This is a genomic window from Streptomyces hesseae (genome assembly GCF_031845785.1).
In the GTDB taxonomy this organism is placed as follows: domain Bacteria; phylum Actinomycetota; class Actinomycetes; order Streptomycetales; family Streptomycetaceae; genus Streptomyces; species Streptomyces hesseae.
Map to the genome: position 1 here is coordinate 119,161 of NZ_JAVRFI010000002.1, position 17,345 is coordinate 136,505.

Genomic DNA, 17,345 nt, shown 5'->3' on the forward strand with positions numbered 1-17,345 from the left:
CCCGGCACGTCAGCGCTTGCGGCTGTACGTCCGTACCAGGACGCCGTTGTCGAAGGCGCGGACCGACTCCAGGGCGAAGTCGGTGACCGCGAAGTCCGCGCCGAACATCGGCATGCCCGACCCGTAGACCTGCGGATAGGTCTTGATCACCAGTTCGTCGATCTCGTCGAGCAGCTCGCCCGCCAGCTGGGAGCCACCGCAGAGCCAGATGCCGAGCTCGCCGTCCTCCGCCTTGAGCTTCCGGATCGCGCCGGGCACGTCCTCCGTGATGAGCGTGACGTTCGCATCGGGCGACTCCCCGAGCGTCCGGGACGCCACATACTCGCGCAGATGCCCGTACGGGCTGGTGATGTTGACGTCGAGGGCGACCTGGTAACTGCCCCGGCCCTGGACGACCGTGTCGAACCGCCGGTGCTCCAGGTCCGTCATGCCGAGGGCCGCGCGGCCCTCGGCGGAGACGGTCTCCGGGTATTCCGTCCTCAGGTAGTCCAGGAACTCCTCGTTGACGAACTGGTACATGGACGACGCGTCACCCTTCGGGTCGCCGATGAAGCCGTCGATGGAGCAGGCGACGTAGTAGGTGAGCTTGCGCAAGGCGTTCCTCGTTCTCGTAGACGACATACGAACCACTTCGCATATAGTGCTTCACCTGTAGTGGTTGCGCAAGCCCCTTTTCACGGCTCATCGAGCGGCTCACCGAGAGGACATGACGGATGGCCAGGAACCCGGAACGAAGAACGGCACTCGTCGACGCCGCCATCGAGGTACTGGCGCGCGAGGGGGCGCGAGGGCTCACCTTCCGCGCGGTCGACGCGCAGGCCGGGGTGCCCGTCGGGACGGCGTCCAACTACTTCACCAGCAGGGACGATCTGTTCACCCAGGCCGGCCGGCGCATCCATGTACGGATGACGCCCGACCCCGCCCAGGTCGGCGAGGCCATGCGGGCGGCCCCCTCGCGCGAGCTGGTGACGGAGCTCATGCGGTGGCTGGTGCGCCGTATGACCGCCGAGCGCACCGGCTATCTGGCCATGCTGGAGCTCCGGCTGGAGGCCACCCGCCGCCCGGACCTCCAGGCCGAGCTCAACCGCGCCGTCCGCGCCGCCCTGGAGGAGAGCGTCCGTTTCCACCTGGACGCCGGCCTGCCCGGCGACGCGGACACCGTGCTCGTGCTCTATCTCGCCATGACCGGTGTGCTGCTGGAGCACTTCACGCTGCCGGACGTGCTCTCCGGCACCGAGCTCGACCGGCTCGTGGAAACGGTGGTCAGCCGGATCATCCCTCCGTCGGGTCCCAGGTGACCGGAAGCCGGTGGGCTCCGTAGAGGTTCATGTCGTCGCGCAGCGGCACCTCCTCGGGCGGGACGGCCAGGCGCAGCGACGGGAAGCGGGTGAAGAGGGCGGGCAGGGCGACGCGCAGCTCCACGCGGGCCAGTTGCTGGCCCAGACACTGGTGGATGCCGTGGCCGAAGGCGAGGTGGCCGGTGGCGGTGCGGCTCAGGTCCAGGGTGTCGGGGTCGGTGAACCGGGCGGGGTCGCGATTGGCGGCCTGGACGGAGAGGGTGACCGTCTCGCCGGCCTTGATCAGCGTGCCGTCCACCTCGACGTCCTCCAGCGCCGCCCGCACCCCGGTGTGGCCGATGCTCAGATAGCGCAGCAGTTCCTCGACGGCCTGGTCGGCGATGCCGGGGTCGGAGCGCAGGGCGGCGGCCTGTTCGGGGTGGTTCAGGAGGGCGAAGGCGCCCAGCGCGATCATGTTCGCGGTGGTGTCGAGGCCGGCGGCCAGGAGGAAGCTCCCGAGGCCGGCGACCTCCTCGTCGGTGAGGTCGGTGGTGGTCAGGTCGCTGAGCAGGTCGTCGGTGGGGGCGGCGCGCTTGACCGGCACCAGTTCGCGGACGAATTCCCCGAGCGCGGTCAGGGCGGAGTACTGCTCCTCGGCCGTCGCGCTCGTGCCGCTCACCGTCGCGGCACGGTTCCGGAAGCCCTCGCGCTCGTCCTCGGGCACGCCCAGCAGTTCACAGATCATCAGGGCCGGTACGGGGTGGGCGTAGGCCGCCACGAGATCGAGGTCCGGGCCCTGGCGCTCCATGGCGTCGAGGTGCTCGGCGGCGATCTCCTCGACGCGGGCGGTGAGGGCGCGCATCCGGCGGACGGTGAAGTTCCCGGCGAGCAGCCGCCGGTAGCGGGTGTGCTCGGGCGGGTCGATGCCGGTGAGGTCCCCGAGGGTGGCCGGGGGCAGGGTGGTGACCCCGGGGATGGCCACGGGCAGGTGTAAGGACTCGTACCGCGAGCTGAAGCGGCGGTCCGCCCCTATCTTGCGGATCACGGAGTGGCCGGTGGCCAGCCAGCCCAGATGACCGTCGGGGTAGCGCATCCGGCGCAGCGGTTCGGTGTCGCGCAGCCGGGCCAGCTCGGTGGGCGGGTCGAAGGGGCAGCCCTCGGGGCGGCTCAGCGGCAGCCCGGGGAGCGGGTCGGGCTCGGGGCGCGGCGCGGTCGCCTGGGCGGTCCGCTCGGGCGGATTCATCGACGGTTCGTTGTGCAAGGTGCCCTCCGGGTGCAGAGTGACGTGCGGGAACGGTGATGACGCCGTGTGGCGTCATCATGGCCCACAAATAGCGCCAAATTAAGATCGATTAACCGACATACTGGCTCAACTCACACCTTCAAGGCGCTATGGCAGGCACTCACTCGTCTCCGGAGGGCTCTCACGTGTCGGACCGTTCGCTGCCGGTGGAGCCCGGCACGCCCGAAGTGGCCGTCCAGGAGCGGCGACTCCGCCGCGACCTGGGGTTCTGGGGACTGACCGGAATCGGCTTCTCCAACATCGTCGGCTCCGGCTGGCTGTTCGCCGCGATGTACGCCTCCCAGACGGCGGGGCCCGCGTCCCTGCTGACCTGGGTCGGCGCGGGCCTGCTGTGCGGGCTCGTCGCCCTCGTCATGATCGAGCTCGGCGCGTCGCGCCCCGAGGGCGGCGGAACGGTTCGCTGGCCGCTGTACGCGAGCGGCCGTCTGGTCGGCACGGTCGTCGGCTGGTCGGTGCTGCTGTCGGTGGGCGGCACCGCGGCCGAGATCAGCGCGATCATGCAGTACGCCAACCACTATCTCCCCGGCCTCTACACGGGCCACACCCTCAGCGTCTCGGGCCTGGGCGTCGCCGTGGCGCTGAGCACCCTGCTGACGGCGCTGAACTGGTTCGCGGTACGGACGTTCGCCCGGCTCAACAACCTCGTCTCGGTCTTCAAGGTCGTCATGCCCGTGGTCACCGTGCTCGCGCTGCTCGCCTCCGGCTGGCACTCGGGACGGCTGACCGACCACGGCGGTTTCGCTCCCTACGGCTACGCGGCCTGTCTGTCCGCGCTCGCCGGGGGCGGCGTGGTGTACTCGGTGAACGGCTTCCAGGCCCCGCTGGACTTCTCCGGCGAGGCCCGCGACCCCCGCCGGACCATCCCGGCCTCGGTGCTCACCGGCATCGGGCTGGCCCTGCTGATGTATCTGGGGCTCCAGCTGGCCTTTCTCTTCACCGTTCCCGAGGACCTCCTCGGCGGTGGCTGGAAGGGCGTGAACTTCGAATCGCCCTTCGGCCAGCTGGCGCTGATCTTCAATCTCCACTGGCTGTCCACGCTCCTCTACGCGGACGCGGTCGTCTCGCCGGGCGGCTCGGCGTACGTGGGCGTCGCCATCGACGCCCGCCACACCTACGCCCTCGCCAAGAACGGCACGCTGCCCCGGGCGCTGATGAAGGTCGACAGCCGCTCCGGGATCCCGCACCGGGCGCTGGCGCTGAACCTCGCCGTCATCGTGGTCTTCCTGCTGCCGTTCGGCGGCTGGCAGCACATCGTCAGCATCATGGGCGACATGTACCTGCTGATCTATGCCGCGTCGGCCGTCGCCGCCGCGGTCTTCCGGAAGCAGCCGGGTGGGGAGATGGCGGGCTGGGTGCCCGGGCTGCGCTGGATCGCGCCCGTCAGCTTCGTGGTGTCGAGCGAGTTCGTGTACTGGTCGGGATGGCACGACCTGCGGCTGGCGCTGCCGCTCGTGCTGGGCGGGCTGCTGATCTTCCTGGCGATGCGGCGCTCGGGCCATGAGGACGTCCCGCTCGTCGCCGAACTGCGCACCGGTGCCTGGCTGATCGTCTATCTGGCCGTGCTGACGCTGCTCTCCTGGCTCGGCACCTTCAAGGGCTCGGGCCGGCTGCCCGCGCCGTACGACTCGCTGACCGTCGCCCTCGTCGCGCTGGGCGTCTTCTTCTGGGCGGTCCGTTCGGGCGTACGACAGCTGCCGCCCGCGGTGGGCGCTCACGCGTGACAGACCGGCGGCCCGGCGGAGCGCCCGGGCGGAACGGATCCGCCCGGGCCGTCCGACGAGGGCGCTACAGGCGCTTGAGCACGTGCAGCAGATACGCGTCCCGGTTCAGCGGGTCCGGGCCCTGGGGGCGCGGCCGCACCGGCTGGTGTCCCCGGACGGGCCGGTAGCCGTGGAAGGCGGACAGGAAGACGCCCTCCCCCTGGGTGAGCCCGGGGACCCGCTGCTCGAAGCCGTGCGTCCGGCCCGCCGCCAGCAGGCCCTCCAGCCGGTAGACGTCGCCGTCGGCGACGGGCGGGAAGGGGGTCGCGCCCACCTCGGCCAGCCTGGCGAGGACCGGGCTCAGGGCGCCTGTGGGCAGCTCCAGTTCGAAGGCGTTCACCGGTTCGTGGACCTCGGTCCCGGCCCGGCGCAGCGCGTCCATCAGCACCAGCGGGGTGACCTTGCGGAAGTCGTCCGCGGCGCTGACGGGGCTGGCGTAGCCGGTGTGGGTGAGCGTCACCAGGCAGTCGGTGACCTGCCAGCCGTACAGGCCGTGCCGCAGGGTCGAGTGGACGGTGTCCTCGATGGCCTTGTGGAACGCCCGGGGCAGTGAGCCCAGTTCGACGCCCAGGCGGAACACGACGCCCTCGCCGGGCCCGGCGGGCTCGACGCGGAGCCCCACCGTCGCCCAGAAGTAGTTCTCGTAGGCGCGGGTGTCGATCTCCTCCAGTGCCGTGCCGGCGCCGACGGGCTTCTCGATGTGGACCGTGCGGGTCTCCTCGAAGCGGACGGCGACGCCGAACTCCTCGGCGAGGGTGGTGTGGATGATGTCCTTCTGCACCTCTCCGTAGAGGCGCAGAACGGCTCCCCCGGTGTCCGCGTCCTGCTGGAGCTCGATGTGGGGGTCCGCTTCGGCGAGGGCCGTCAGGGCCGTGTGGAGCCGGGGCGCCGCCTCGGGCCGCAGGGGGCGGACGACGGTCTCCAGGGCGGGCGGGGCGAAGACGCCGGTGCGCCCGGTGGCGTCCGCCGGGCCCAGCCGGTCGCCGACGCGGAGGTCCTTCAGGCCGCGGATCTGCGCGATGTCCCCGGCCTCGGCCCGGGTCTCGACGGTGGTGGCGCCCCGTTCGAACACGCGTAGCGAGGTGATCCTGCCGCAGTGCCGGGTGACGTGCCCGGCGTGGTCGGTGCGGTGGAGGACGGCCTCGTCGCGGGCGGCGAGGCTGCCGGCGGTCAGATGGAGGTAGCCGATCCGTTCGCCCCGGGAGCCGCGTTCGATCTTGAATACGGTGCCGGCCGGTTCCCCGCCGGGGCGGGTGTCGTCCGGGGCGGGGAGCAGGTGCCGTACTCCGGCGAGGAGTTCGTCGATGCCCTCGCCGGTGGCGGCGGAGCCGAAGTACACGGGGTGGGTGAGTCCCTTGGCGGTCTGGAGGGCGAGTTCCGCGGTGTAGTCGTCGGAGGTAAGGGTGTCGTCCAGGTAGGAGCCCAGGAAGGCGTCACTGTGCCCGGCGAGGACCTCCGCGAGTCCGTCGGTGAACGCCGGGTCGTCGAGGGTCCGCGGGCGGACGCGTACGGCCGGGGTGCCGAGGTCCGTGACGGTGGTCATGGCGACGGCGGAGCCGGTGAGCCGCCGGCGGATCCCGGCGAGCACGGCGTCGGTGTCCGCTCCGGCGCGGTCGGCCTTGTTGACGAAGACCAGGGTGGGGATCGCGAGTCTGCGCAGGGTGCGCATCAGGACGCGTGTCTGCGGTTGTACGCCTTCGACGGCGGAGACGACCAGGACGGCGCCGTCCAGCACCCGCAGGGCGCGTTCGACCTCGGCGATGAAGTCGGAGTGCCCCGGGGTGTCGATCAGGTTGACCTTGAGGTCGTCGAGGACGAAGGCGGCCACGGCCGAGCGGATGGTGATGCCCCGGCGCCGTTCCAGCTCCAGGGAGTCGGTCTGTGTGGTGCCGTCGTCGACGCTCCCCACCGTGTCGATGACTCCGGTGCGGTGGAGGAGGCGCTCGGTGAGGCTGGTCTTACCGGCGTCGACGTGGGCGAGAATCCCCAGGTTCAGCTTGTTCATACGGGCTCTTCACAGTCATGGGTGCGGGCATTCGGTCCTTGGTCGTCGGAGCTCCGGTCGCCTGCCGCATGATGTCCCGCTCTTTCCGTTCGTGGTGAAGTGGTTCGTGAAGTAGCCCGTGAAGCAGCCCATGCGGTAGCCCATGAAACGGCCCCGCACGGTCTCGTGCGGGGCCAATCAATCAGTCGCCGCGGGCGTTGTCCAAGGGTTTTCCCCGGGTGCTCGCTCCGTGCCGTCAGCGGCGGAGGGTGTTCAGCACCGCGTCGGCCCTGACGCGCTCACCCGTGGCGTTGGGGTGGAGCGGCAGGGTGGGCTTGCCGGGAATGAGCGGCTCGATCCAGGGGTCCGCCGAGCAGGGGTCGTGCCCCGTGGTCGGGGTGAGGGTGTCGACGAAGGTGGCGTCGTTGGCTGCGGCGGTCCTGGCGGCCATCTTGTTGAGGTCGCCGAGGACGGTGCGCAGATAGCCGATGTCGCCGGTCGTGATGGGCATCTTGCCGAGGCAGGTCCTCGGGTCGTCGGGTACCACCGACGGATAGCCGACGACCAGCACCTTGGCCCCGGGCGCCTTGGCGTGGATCCGCTTCAGGCCGTCGGCGAGCCGGGGCGCCACGGCGTCCAGGCGCTTGGTGAGCGTGTCCTTGTAGAAGTCGCGGCAGGGCGCGCCGAAGGGGTTGGTGAGGGCCAGGCCGGAGCACGCCAGGACGACGTCGACGAAACCGAGGTCGGAGGTGCCGAGGTTGTTGCCGCCGATGGTGAGGGTGACGAGCCCGGTGTCCGGCTTCACGGCGTCGAGCTGTGGGCCGTTGACGCGGATGCCGGCGTCGGTCTGCGCCGTGGTGAGGGCACCCACCTTGGCCGCGGCGCAGGTGGCGTCGGTGTACGAGGCCGGTTTGAGGTTCGCGGCGACGAGGCGGCCGTAACTGCGGTCGGAGCGCAGGCACAGTCCGCCGGAGACGGCGGGGATCCCGGCACCGGCGGCGTACGAGTCGCCGAGGGCCACATAGGACGTACCGGAGCCGGCCTGCGCCGCGGCCTGGGCGGGGGTCGCCACGGCGGTGGTGAGGGGCGTGGCGAGGAGGGCGCAGCCGGTCAGCAGGGCGGGCCATCTCCGGCGGGATGTGCCGTCGTGGGTGTCCGTACCGCTGTTCTTACTGCGGGTCGCTGCTCTGGGCACGGGTCCTCCTGGGGGGTACGGAGAGGTCGGGCGGGCGACGAAACCGGCCGGTAACGTTGCCGATATCGTCGTGGTCTCCCGCCCCGTGGGCCACGTACCGGTGCACAGTGATGACGTCGGCCCATTGTCCCCGCGCACAACGTCGCCCGAATCGCACCTCTGTTTGTAACCTGCGGTACATGAACCGCACTTCATCTCCCCCCGCCGAGGTCGCCCCCGCCGCCGCGACGTTGCTGGGGCGCGCGCGGGAGGTGAGCGAGCGCATGGCCCTGCGCATCCGGTCCGAGGTGGCCTACTACGGCAGCGAGGACCGGGTGCCGTTCGAGGAGTTGGGCGCCTCCTGCCGGGACAACACCGAGCTGGTGCTCGGTCAGCTCGTCGACCGCCGGGGGGCGGATCTGGCCCCGGCGCGCAACACGGGCCGTGAGCACGCCCGCCGGGGCGCGCCGCTGGCGGAGCTGTTGCACGCCTATCGCGTGGGGTCCGAGTTCCTGTGGTCCGAGCTGGCCGCCCTGGTGCGGGCCGTCGACGGCATCACCGTCGACACCGTCGCCTCGCTCGCCGCCTGGTGGGTGAACGAGGGCCTGGCGGCGGCGGCCGGGGACGCCTACCGGGAGGCGGCCTCGGAGCTGGTGCTCCAGCGGGAGCGCGAGCGTTCCGCGCTGGTCGAGGCCCTGTTCACGGGGATGCTCACCGACCGCACCACCGTCTGGGAGGCGGCCCAGGTGCTGGGGCTGCCGACCGAGGGGCCGTTCGTGGTGGTGGCGGCGGACGTGCCCGCCCCGGGCCGGGAGGCGCTGCCCGGCATCGAGTCCCGGCTGCTCGCCGAGGAGGCACGCTCGGCGTGGCGGCTGCTGCCCGATCTCCAGGTGGGCGTCGTCGCCGTGCGGGGCGCGGGGGGTGCGGAGGCGGCCCTGCGTGTCCTGGGCCGGGCCGCCGGCTCCCCGGTCGGGGTCAGCCCGCCGTATGCGGCGCTCCAGGACACCCCCCGGGCGCTGCGGCTGGCGCGGCTCGCGCTGTCCGGGGCGCGGGGGCGGGCGGCGGGCGTCGTCCGGTTCGACGACAGTCCCGTCTCCCTGCTGGTGGCGGCGTCCCCGGAGGAGGCCGGGCGGATCGCGCGGACGGTCTTCGCCGGCGTTCTGGTGCTCCCGGCCACCGAGCGCGCCCGGCTGCTGGAGACGCTGGAGCAGTGGTTCGTCGCGGGCGGTTCGGTGGCGGAGGCGGCGAAGCCGCTGTACTGCCACCGCAACACCGTCCGCTACCGGCTGCGCAGGGTGGAGGAGCTGACGGGCCGTTCCCTGCGCGACCCGCGCGCGGTCGCCGACCTGGCCGTGGCGCTCGGCGCCCTGCGGCTGCTGCCCGACGGGCCGGCCTGAGCGCGCGGGCGAGGGACCGGCCGGAAAGGCATGACGGAAAGACGGGGCTGAAAGACGTGTCGGAGCCGGGTGACGGTCGCCGGGAAATGTAAGCAGGAGGAATGCACCTCCGGCACCGGTCGCGGGGGGCCGAGGGGCCCTGGCACAACAGTCGCGCACTGCTCGCGGCGCCGCTCGGGCTCATCGCGCTGATCATGGTGCTCGACCTGTGGACGGGCAGGTCCATCCAGCTCGGTCCGCTGCTGGTGGTGGCGCCGGCGATCACCGCGACGTTCGGCAGCCCCCGGCTCGTCGCCCTCGTCGCGGCCCTGGCCGTGGGCGCGCAGCTCCTGCTCAGCGCCCTCCTGGGCGGGTTGACGACCGCGAACCACCAGGCCCAGATCGGTGCCCTGCTGACGATCTCGCTCTTCGTCGTGGGCTTCCGCTACGCGCACGAACGGCACGAGCGGCAGCTCGGCCGGGCACGGCTGGTGGCGGACGTCATCCAGCGGTATCTGCTGCGCCCCCTCCCCCACCGCGTCGGCCCGCTGCGGGTGGCGGCGGTGTACGTCGCGGCGGAGGCCGAGGCGCTCATGGGCGGCGACCTCTACGCGACGGCGCGCACCCCGGACGGCAGCCGGTTCCTGATCGGCGACGTGCGGGGCAAGGGCCTGCCCGCCATCGGGTCCACCACCCTGCTGCTCGGCGCCTTCCACGCGGCGGCGCACCGCAACCCCCCGCTGGCCCGGCTCGTCGCCCATCTGCACAACACCGTGTACTGGGACACCGTGGCGCCCTCGGACGACCCCGACAACATGGAGGGCTTCGTCACCGCCGCGATGCTGGACATCCCCGACGAGGAGCCCGTGATCCGTCTCATCAGCTGCGGCCATCCGCCGCCGCTGCTGGTGCACAAGGGCCGGGTCACCGCGCTGACGGTCCGTGACCCGGCGCTGCCGCTGGGCGTGGGCTCGGACATGGAGGCGGACGACTACGAGGTGGAGACCTTCCCCTTCGAGGCCGGGGACCTGCTCCTGCTCTACACCGACGGGGTCAGCGAGGCCCGGGACGCGCGGGGCGTCTTCTACCCCATCGCCGAACGGATCGCCGCCTGGCGGGAACGCGATCCTCAACGGCTGGTCCAGCGCCTCCACGACGACCTGCTCGGCCACGCGGGCGGCAACCTCACCGACGACGCCGCCCTCGTGGCCGTCCTGCGCTGCCGCTGACCGACGCCGCGTCAGCGCGGCAGGGCGCCGCACGCGCTCTGGAGCACCCCGGAGTACTGGCTCACCACCGGCAGGGACTTGGTCTCCCCATGGCACAGCATGGCCTCGGCCGGAGCGGCGAGCTGGGCGACGGGATCCGGCCCGGCACCCGGTCCGGCGGCGTGGGCGGGGGACGCGGTGGCGCAGAGCACGGCCGTGCCGAGCACGCCGAGAGCGACGATCCTTCTCATGCCCGGCCCAACGATCCGTCAGGTCGGCGGATGCGCTCCGGCCGGGAATCACCGCGGGTTTTCGTGTACGGGGTACGGTAATAGCTCATGACGGTATGACCGGAGGAGGAAGGAGAGGTCGCCATGGCCCGTACCGGCTCGTCCGGCCGTCCCGCCGGGGTGGATCCCGAACGGCTCTGGTCGCGCGCCGAACGTCCCCGCCGGGGCAGGCCGCCGGCCCACAGCCGCGAGGCGATCACGGCGGAGGCCGTCGCCCTCGCCGACGCCGAGGGGCTCTCGGCGGTCACGATGCGCGCGGTCGCGGCCCGGATCGGCGCCGGGACGATGTCCCTCTACAGCTATGTCCCCAACAAGGAGACGCTGCTGGAGCTCATGATCGACCACGTCGGCGGCGACCACTCCCTGCCGGCCGGTCCCTCCGGGGACTGGCGCGCCGACCTCCGGCGGATCGGCCGGGAACAACGCGCGATCATACGGCGGCACCCCTGGCTGCCCGAGGCGCTGTCCGTCCGGCAGACGCTCGGTCCCAACACCCTGGCCGTCCTGGAGTACGTCCTCGCCGTGCTCGAACCCGCGGGCCTGACCGCCCGGGCCCGGCTGGAGACCTTCAGCCTGCTCACCGGCTTCGTGGCCAGCCATGTCTCGCACGAACTCGCCCAGGAGCGGCTGATCGAGGCGACGGGCGGCGCGCCCGGCGCCTTCTTCGAGGCCCAGGCCCGCCATCTGCGGTCCGTCGCCGAGGGCGGCGACTACCCCCGGCTCGCGGCGGCCCTGGCGGCCCCGGCCGACGACTCCTCGCCGGAGGCCGTCTTCGACCGTCTCCTCGACCGCATGATCGACGGACTGACGGCGACGGCGTGACCCGTCCGCCCCGGGCGGACGGGCCGGCGGGCCGGCGGGTGACTCAGGGCCGGCTCGCCGGGTCGGCTCCGGCGGAACGCGCCGACTTGGCGGCCCGCTCACGCTCCTCGCGGCGCTGCGCGGCCCCGTACCACATGGCGAGCACCACCGGCACGGCGCCGGCCAGCGCGAGCGTCCGCTCGTACGTCCGGTCCGTCCAGGGGACCGCCACCAGCGCCACCGCGCACAGCGTGCCCCACAGCGCGTGCGCGACCGGCAGGCGCGCGGACCAGCGGAGCCGGAGCAGCGACCACACCGTGGACCGCGCGCCGCGCGGCAGCTTGCGGTAGGCGAGGAACCAGCCGCCCAGCACCCAGAGGACCCCCATCAGCACCAGGGCCCACAGCCGGATGCCGAGCGGTACGGGCAGTTCCGTCGGGGCGTCGCCCGTGGGGAAGGCCCGGGACGCCTGAGCGGCGATCACCAGAGCGGCCAGGGCGAACCAGCGGGTGCGGCGCAGCAGCCGCAGGACGATCAGCTGGAGCCGGTGTTCGAGGTGGCGGGCGTCCGGTTCGGTGCCCAGCGCGGCGGCGTACTCCCCCGCCAGCTCGGGCAGCTTGATCTCGCGGGCGTCGGCCCGTATGTCCGCGAGCTGGGCGCGGGCGTCGGCGAAGTCCGGGTCCAGGCGGAGCGCGGTGCGCAGGGCGTCGACGCGGATGTCGGCGCGGCCGACGTCCCCGGCGGCCGAGGCCAGGTTGAAGTGCGCGACGGCGCTGTCCGGGGCGAGTTCGACCGTCTTGAGCTGCGCGGCGTACCGTCCCTCGCGGTCGCCCGCCAGGAGCAGGCACCTGGCCAGCACGGCGTGGGTCTCCGCGACCTCGGGGCCCACGCGCACGGCCTCCCGGGCCGCTTCCAGCGCGTCGTCCAGGCGGAGGAGGAACGGCAGCAGGAAGGAGCGCCGCTCCCACGCGTACCAGCACGCGGGGTCGGCGGCTATGCCCTCGTCCGCCGCCTTCAGGGCGCCCTCGCGGTCGCCGGAGCGGAAGCGGCAGTGGGCGAGCCAGGCCCAGGCCCAGGCGTCGGCGGGCGCGTCCGCCAGGTAGCGGGCCAGGAGCTCGGCGGCCTGCTCGAACCGGTCGACCTCCATGAGGGCCAGCGCGCGTTCCTTCAGCTCGGTCGTGCCCGTGCTCACAGCATCTTCTTCCGCTTGAGGTGGACGAGGAGGTCGTCGTAGGCCCCGCCCTCGTTGGCGAACTGCGCGACGTTGCGCGCGGAGGCGAACCAGGGGCCGGTGGACGGCCGGAGACCGGCGAGGACGGCCGTGAAGTCGGCCGTGCCGATCATCCGGGCCTCGCCAGTGCGGACCGAGTCCAGCAGCGCCCGTTCGGCCGCCGACTCGCACAGGTGCCGGAGGTCGGCGCCGGAGAACCCGTCGGTCCGCTGGGCGAGCTTCGCCAGGTCGATGCCGGCGACCGGCCGGTCCGTGAGGTGGTGCCGGAGGATCGCCTCGCGGGCCGGCCGGTCGGGCGGCAGCACCAGGAGCGTCCGGTCCAGGCGGCCGGGGCGGCGCAGGGCGGTGTCGACGTCCCAAGGGTGGTTGGTCGCGGCGAGGACGAACACGCCGTCGTCCGACGCCGCGTCCACGCCGTCGAGTTCGGCGAGGAGCTGATTGACCGTGGTGCGCATGCCGGTGTGCCGGATCTGGCTGCGCTTGGCGCCCAGCGCGTCGATCTCGTCGAGGAACAGGACGCAGGGGGCGTTGCGGCGGGCGGTCTCGAAGAGCCGGTGGAGATTGCGCTCGGAGTTGCCCATCCACATGTCGAGGACGTCGCTGATGCTCACGGACAGGAAGCGGGCGCCGAGTTCGCCCGCGACGGCGCGGGCCACATAGGTCTTGCCGCAGCCGGGCGGGCCGTACATCAGCAGGCCGCCGCTCAGGCTCTTGCCGTAGAGGCGGCGCAGGGCGGGGTTGCGGAGGGGGGCGAGGAAGGCGGCCTCCAGCCGTGCCTTGACCTCGTCCATGCCGCCGACGTCGGCGAGGGTGAGGGCGGTGCTCTCGACGTCCCAGGGCGATGCGAGGTCGTCGCCGTGCGCGGCGAGGTGGGCTTCCCCGGCGCGTGGCTCGTTCTCCGGCGCTGTTTCCGTCTCCGGGCGGGATTCGACGAAGCGGGGCGGGACCACGCCGGACAGCTCATCCTCGCCGCGCCGCCAGTCGTAGGCGGCGCCGCGGTCCGGCTCCGGGGGTGCGGCCGGGGCGGCGGGGGGTGCGACGGCGCGGGCCATCAGGGCCTGGGCCTCGGCGTTGCCGGGGTCCCGCTGGAGGGCGGCGGCGAGCTGGGCTATCGCGTCCTGGCCGCGGCCCGCGTCGAGCAGGAGCCCCGCGAGATGGAGGCGCAGCGGGAGGTCGTCGGGCGCGGCGTCGACGGCCGCGCGCAGGCTGGTGACCAGCGGGGACTCTTCAGGCATGGGCCACAGCCTAGACACGCCCGGTGGGCCCCGCCGGAGCGGGACCCACCGGGCGGGCTGTCAGGTGCGGTAGGCGTAGTAGACCGCGTCCGGGTAGGACGCGATGATGCTCGCCAGCGACTTACGGAACGTGTTGGTCGAGTGGTAGGTCATGTACGGGATGCCGATGCGGCTCTTGTACGTGACGATCATGGAGTGGTCCTTCGAACCGTCACGGTCGAAGTCCATCTGGAGGATGTCGCCGACGTCCATCTGGTAGACGTTCTTCAGGTTGGTGACCCGCTTCGACGACATGGCGTACCAGGACCACTCGTTGGCGCCCACGAAGGACGTCGACTCGGCCTTGGAGTTGTTCCACCACTTCTTGTAGTCCGAGGCCGAGCCCGGCTCGTCCTTCCAGCCGCCGGCCCGCAGGGCCTGGCTGATGAAGTTGGTGCAGTCGCCGCCGGCGTCGTTGTACTGACGGTACTGGGGGTTGTAGTTCCGCCAGTACTTCTCGGCGTAGGCGGCCATGGCCTTGTAGTCGTAGCCACCCGCCTTCTGGGTCTTGGGCACCGGACGGGCGCCCCAGGATATGGAGGCCGGGGTGGCCTTGGGGAAGCCCCCGGTGTCCACGGCCGGGGCGGCCGGGGCGGTCTGCGGCTGGTTGATCGCACCCGGGCCGTCGTCCTGGGCCTTGAGGTCCGACAGCTCCCACTTGCCACCCTTGCCGCGGGTGAAGGTGAGGGTGTGGTGGGCGGTGAAGCCGGTGGTGCCCGGCTCGTCGCCGCGGACCTTCTTGTAGGTCAGGACGGTGGTCTCGGTGACCTCGACCGTGGCGCGGTCGCCCTTGACGGTCGTCTTGTCCGTGGTGACCTTGGTGTCCGCGTTGGAGTACGCCTCACCGAGGGAGGCGAGGCGCTTCTTTCGGGTGTACAGCGAGGACACACCGCGGTCCTCGGCCTTCTCCATACCGTTGGAGAGGCGCACCTTCTTCTCCTGCGGAGCGTTGTAGCCCCGCTCCTTCTGTCCGTCGACGAGCGCTGCCGTGCGCTGGGTCAGCACGTCGTCGGCGATGCGACCGAAGGCCGCCGTGGTGGCACCGTCGACCTTGTGGTCTTCGGAGGCGTTCGCGCCGGGCAGCAACAGGGCGGAGGCACCCACTGCCAGCGTCGCACCGATGGCGATGCTCAGTGTTCTCTTCTTCACGAAGTTTCCCCTTGTCACCCGGTCCGTTCGGACCGGGAGTCGGAATCTTCGCATGAACATTCGTACCGTCGGTCACATGGTCGACTCAAGCGTCAAAAATCCCTGTTCAACGGGGTGTACGGGACTCTGGAGATCCCGGGGCATACCGTGGGAACCGGTCAACCGGAATGCGCTCGGCGCCGCTTCCGGGGGTCACCACTCCACGGTGAACCGGGCGGGGGCGATGACGTTGATGCCCTGTTCGTACATAGGTGTCCGCTCCGCGACGCGGCGCATTCCCGGGTGGCGCCGCATAAGCGCGCCGAGGCCGGCCCGGGTCACCGTCCGGGCGAGGTTCACACCGAGGCAGTAGTGCAGCCCGTGGGAGAAGTGGAGGCTGGTGCCGAGCTGTGGGCGGTGCGGGTCGAAGGAGTCCGGGTCGGCGAAGTGCCGTTCGTCGCGGTTGGCCGAGGCCGTCAGGGCCCAGACGGCCGAGCCCGCGGGGATATGGACACCCTCGATCTCCACGTCGGCCGCGGTGGCGCGGAAGACCCCCGTGGCCAGCCCGGAGCGGCGGAGGGTCTCGTCGAACAGGCCGTCGAAGCGGCCGGGTTCCGCCAGCAGTCCCTCCCAGCGGCGCCGGTCCCGGAGCAGCTCGTCGCACAGGTTGATCAGGGCGAAGCTGCTCGGCCGGATGCCGGCGGTGACGATGTCGAAGCTGAAGAGGCTGATGAGCTCCTCGTCGGTGTAGTCCGCCTCCCCCTGGGACACCTTCCGTGTGAGCAGGCCGATCAGATCGTCCCCGGGGCGGCCGCGCCGCTCTTCGATGACTCCGGCGAGGTACTCCTCCCACGCGCGGATGTCCTTGGCGTAGCCGAGCTGGACGTCCGGGGCGGGCCTGCCGAAGAAGAAGTCGTTGAGGGCGCGGTGGCCGCGCAGCACGCGGTCGCGGTCACCGGCCGGGAACCCGGCCAGCTCGATGATGACGCTGTTCGCCAGCGGGCGGGCGTACGACTCGACCAGGTCGGCCGGGGGCCGGTCGGGCATCCCGTCGAGATGCCGGTCGGCGATGGCGCGTATTCGCTCCTCCAGGCGCGATACGCCCCGGAAGGAGAAGTACTGCGTGAGCGGCCTGCGCAGCCGCTCGTGGACCGGCTGGTCGTCGAACCCCATGTTGGGCGCCGAGAAGGTGCTGGTGACGGCGAGGATCTCGCGGACCTCGGGCGGATAGCTCGCCAGGATGAAGGACCGGGTGGCCGCGGGAAAGCGCCGGGGGTCCTTGAGGATCCTCGCGACGTCGTCGTACCGCGAGACGATCCACATGTTCAGCTCTTCACTGAAGAACACCGGGGCCTCGTCCCGCAACCGCTTCATCACCGGGTACAGATCCGGCGAACCGGGCGTGAGGAACACGGCCGACACGGCCGCGGAAGTCAGGGGGCTGATCTCGGTCGACTCCGGCACGTTCCAGCCCGCCCTCGTTGGTGCTCGTCGGTTCGGTCATATGGATCCCCACAACAGCGCATATCAACGTATCAACATGGAATGCTCCCCAGAAGGACTGGATTTACCGGTCCTTCGGTACGACACCCGGTCCGTCGTTCCGCCCATCGCCGGCTACGTCCTCACCGGCAGGACCCTTCAGCGCCTGCGGCTCCACTCCCGGCAGGGCCAGCACTCCGGCCGTCACCAGCAGGGCGCCGACCGCCGCGGGGAGCAGCCACCACCCGGTGCGGATGTGCTCCCCGTACACCATCAGCCCCAGCGCCAGACTGACCGCCGCGTCGCCGAGGGTGAGGGCGGGCTGCGAGGCGATCAGCGGGCCGGACTCGACGGCGTTCGACAGCAGGAACAGCGAGCAGGCCCCGGCCGCGGCGAAGGCGTACGTCTCCCACGCCGTGAAGAACGCGGCGGCGCCGTGCAGGGCGAAGGCGTGGACGGCGGACTTCATCAGCGCGGCGGTGAGTGCGTAGCCGATGGCCGCGGCGGTGCCGAAGAGCGCGGCCCGGGCCCGGCCCCGGGGGCGCCGCAGGGCCGCGCCGACGCACAGCGTCATCGCACCGGCGGCGACGGCCAGGGTGAGCACCCACGTCGCGAGGCCGATCCCGGTGCGCCCGCCGGAGGGCGAGGCCGCCGCCAGCGCGATCCCGATCCCGGCGGTGACGGCGATGATGGCGGCCCAGCCCCGGGCCGGCAGCCTGCGCCGGAAGGCCACGCTGGCGATGAGCAGCGCGAAGGGGAGCTCGGTGACGAAGATCGGCTGGACCAGGGCCAGCGAGCCCATGCTCAGGGCCAGCGCCTGACAGACCGCGGCGCAGAGGATGGCGGCGATGCCGCCGAACCACACGGGCTGGTGCAGCAGATGGCGGATCAGCCTGAGGCTGAAGGAGTCGGCCTTGGGCACGGTCCGCGCCGCCGCCCGCTGGAGCACCATGGCGATGGCGTTGCTCACGGCCGCCAGCACGGCGAAGAGGGCGGCGAGCGGCGCTGACACGGGGAGGCTCCTCGGGAGGGACCGACGGGGTGGCTGTCGATCACG

Annotated in this window: 15 protein-coding genes; 5 read left to right on the forward strand and 10 right to left on the reverse strand. The window is 72.0% G+C overall.

The genetic code is table 11. The features are described 5' to 3' along the window. Window positions 1-9: 9 nt before the first annotated feature. On the reverse strand, window positions 10-594 hold the full coding sequence (locus RM609_RS03445; RefSeq protein ID WP_311607798.1) for a dihydrofolate reductase family protein: 585 nt from the start codon (window positions 592-594) through the stop codon (window positions 10-12). A 119-nt stretch (window positions 595-713) separates the two neighbouring features. On the opposite strand from RM609_RS03445, the gene RM609_RS03450 reads away from it, so the two are divergent. Then, a complete protein-coding gene (locus tag RM609_RS03450) occupies window positions 714-1,298 on the forward strand; it encodes a TetR/AcrR family transcriptional regulator (protein ID WP_311607799.1) in 585 nt (194 codons plus the stop codon). On the opposite strand, the gene RM609_RS03455 is transcribed toward RM609_RS03450, so the two are convergent. Next, window positions 1,273-2,538: a cytochrome P450 gene (locus tag RM609_RS03455; protein ID WP_438828374.1), complete on the reverse strand. Its 1,266-nt coding sequence runs from the start codon at window positions 2,536-2,538 to the stop codon at window positions 1,273-1,275. The two genes, RM609_RS03450 and RM609_RS03455, sit on opposite strands and share 26 nt — an antisense overlap. 188 nt (window positions 2,539-2,726) lie before the next feature. On the opposite strand from RM609_RS03455, the gene RM609_RS03460 reads away from it, so the two are divergent. Continuing rightward, window positions 2,727-4,301 (forward strand): APC family permease, encoded by a 1,575-nt coding sequence (locus RM609_RS03460; RefSeq protein ID WP_438828386.1) that lies wholly within the window; start codon window positions 2,727-2,729, stop codon window positions 4,299-4,301. Between the two features lie 64 nt (window positions 4,302-4,365). On the opposite strand, the gene otr(A) is transcribed toward RM609_RS03460, so the two are convergent. Beyond that, window positions 4,366-6,345, reverse strand: a complete 1,980-nt coding sequence (gene otr(A) / locus RM609_RS03465) for a tetracycline resistance ribosomal protection protein Otr(A) (RefSeq protein ID WP_311607801.1) — start codon at window positions 6,343-6,345, stop codon at window positions 4,366-4,368. Between the two features lie 235 nt (window positions 6,346-6,580). Beyond that, window positions 6,581-7,519 carry an SGNH/GDSL hydrolase family protein gene (locus tag RM609_RS03470; RefSeq protein WP_311607802.1) on the reverse strand — a complete coding sequence of 313 codons (939 nt, stop codon included), beginning with the start codon at window positions 7,517-7,519 and terminating at the stop codon, window positions 6,581-6,583. 179 nt (window positions 7,520-7,698) lie between these two features. On the opposite strand from RM609_RS03470, the gene RM609_RS03475 reads away from it, so the two are divergent. Together RM609_RS03475 and RM609_RS03480 are read left to right on the forward strand one after the other, a co-directional pair. Then, window positions 7,699-8,895, forward strand: a complete 1,197-nt coding sequence (locus RM609_RS03475; RefSeq protein ID WP_311607803.1) for a PucR family transcriptional regulator — start codon at window positions 7,699-7,701, stop codon at window positions 8,893-8,895. Between the two features lie 101 nt (window positions 8,896-8,996). Continuing rightward, the gene (locus tag RM609_RS03480) at window positions 8,997-10,103 is read left to right on the forward strand and encodes a PP2C family protein-serine/threonine phosphatase (protein WP_311607804.1); all 1,107 of its coding nucleotides are present in this window, start codon (window positions 8,997-8,999) and stop codon (window positions 10,101-10,103) included. Window positions 10,104-10,114: 11 nt separating this feature from the next. Here the strand turns inward: RM609_RS03480 and RM609_RS03485 are convergent, their stop codons facing one another. After that, window positions 10,115-10,333, reverse strand: coding sequence for a hypothetical protein (locus tag RM609_RS03485; protein WP_311607806.1), 219 nt, complete (start codon window positions 10,331-10,333; stop codon window positions 10,115-10,117). Between the two features lie 123 nt (window positions 10,334-10,456). On the opposite strand from RM609_RS03485, the gene RM609_RS03490 reads away from it, so the two are divergent. Next, entirely contained in the window at window positions 10,457-11,194 is a 738-nt protein-coding gene (locus tag RM609_RS03490; RefSeq protein ID WP_311607808.1) for a TetR/AcrR family transcriptional regulator, read from the forward strand. Between the two features lie 43 nt (window positions 11,195-11,237). On the opposite strand, the gene RM609_RS03495 is transcribed toward RM609_RS03490, so the two are convergent. The 5 genes from RM609_RS03495 to RM609_RS03515 all read right to left on the reverse strand — a co-directional run bounded on the left by RM609_RS03495 (window position 11,238) and on the right by RM609_RS03515 (window position 17,300). Next, a complete protein-coding gene (locus RM609_RS03495; protein WP_311607809.1) occupies window positions 11,238-12,365 on the reverse strand; it encodes a tetratricopeptide repeat protein in 1,128 nt (375 codons plus the stop codon). Next, window positions 12,362-13,639, reverse strand: a complete 1,278-nt coding sequence (locus tag RM609_RS03500) for an ATP-binding protein (protein ID WP_311607810.1) — start codon at window positions 13,637-13,639, stop codon at window positions 12,362-12,364. Before RM609_RS03500 ends, RM609_RS03495 begins: the two co-directional genes overlap by 4 nt. Before the next feature lie 60 nt (window positions 13,640-13,699). Beyond that, window positions 13,700-14,827 carry an amidase domain-containing protein gene (locus RM609_RS03505; protein WP_311607815.1) on the reverse strand — a complete coding sequence of 376 codons (1,128 nt, stop codon included), beginning with the start codon at window positions 14,825-14,827 and terminating at the stop codon, window positions 13,700-13,702. Between the two features lie 192 nt (window positions 14,828-15,019). After that, window positions 15,020-16,270, reverse strand: a complete 1,251-nt coding sequence (locus RM609_RS03510) for a cytochrome P450 (RefSeq protein WP_311607821.1) — start codon at window positions 16,268-16,270, stop codon at window positions 15,020-15,022. A 103-nt stretch (window positions 16,271-16,373) separates the two neighbouring features. Continuing rightward, window positions 16,374-17,300, reverse strand: a complete 927-nt coding sequence (locus tag RM609_RS03515) for a DMT family transporter (RefSeq protein WP_311607823.1) — start codon at window positions 17,298-17,300, stop codon at window positions 16,374-16,376. Window positions 17,301-17,345 lie beyond the last annotated feature (45 nt).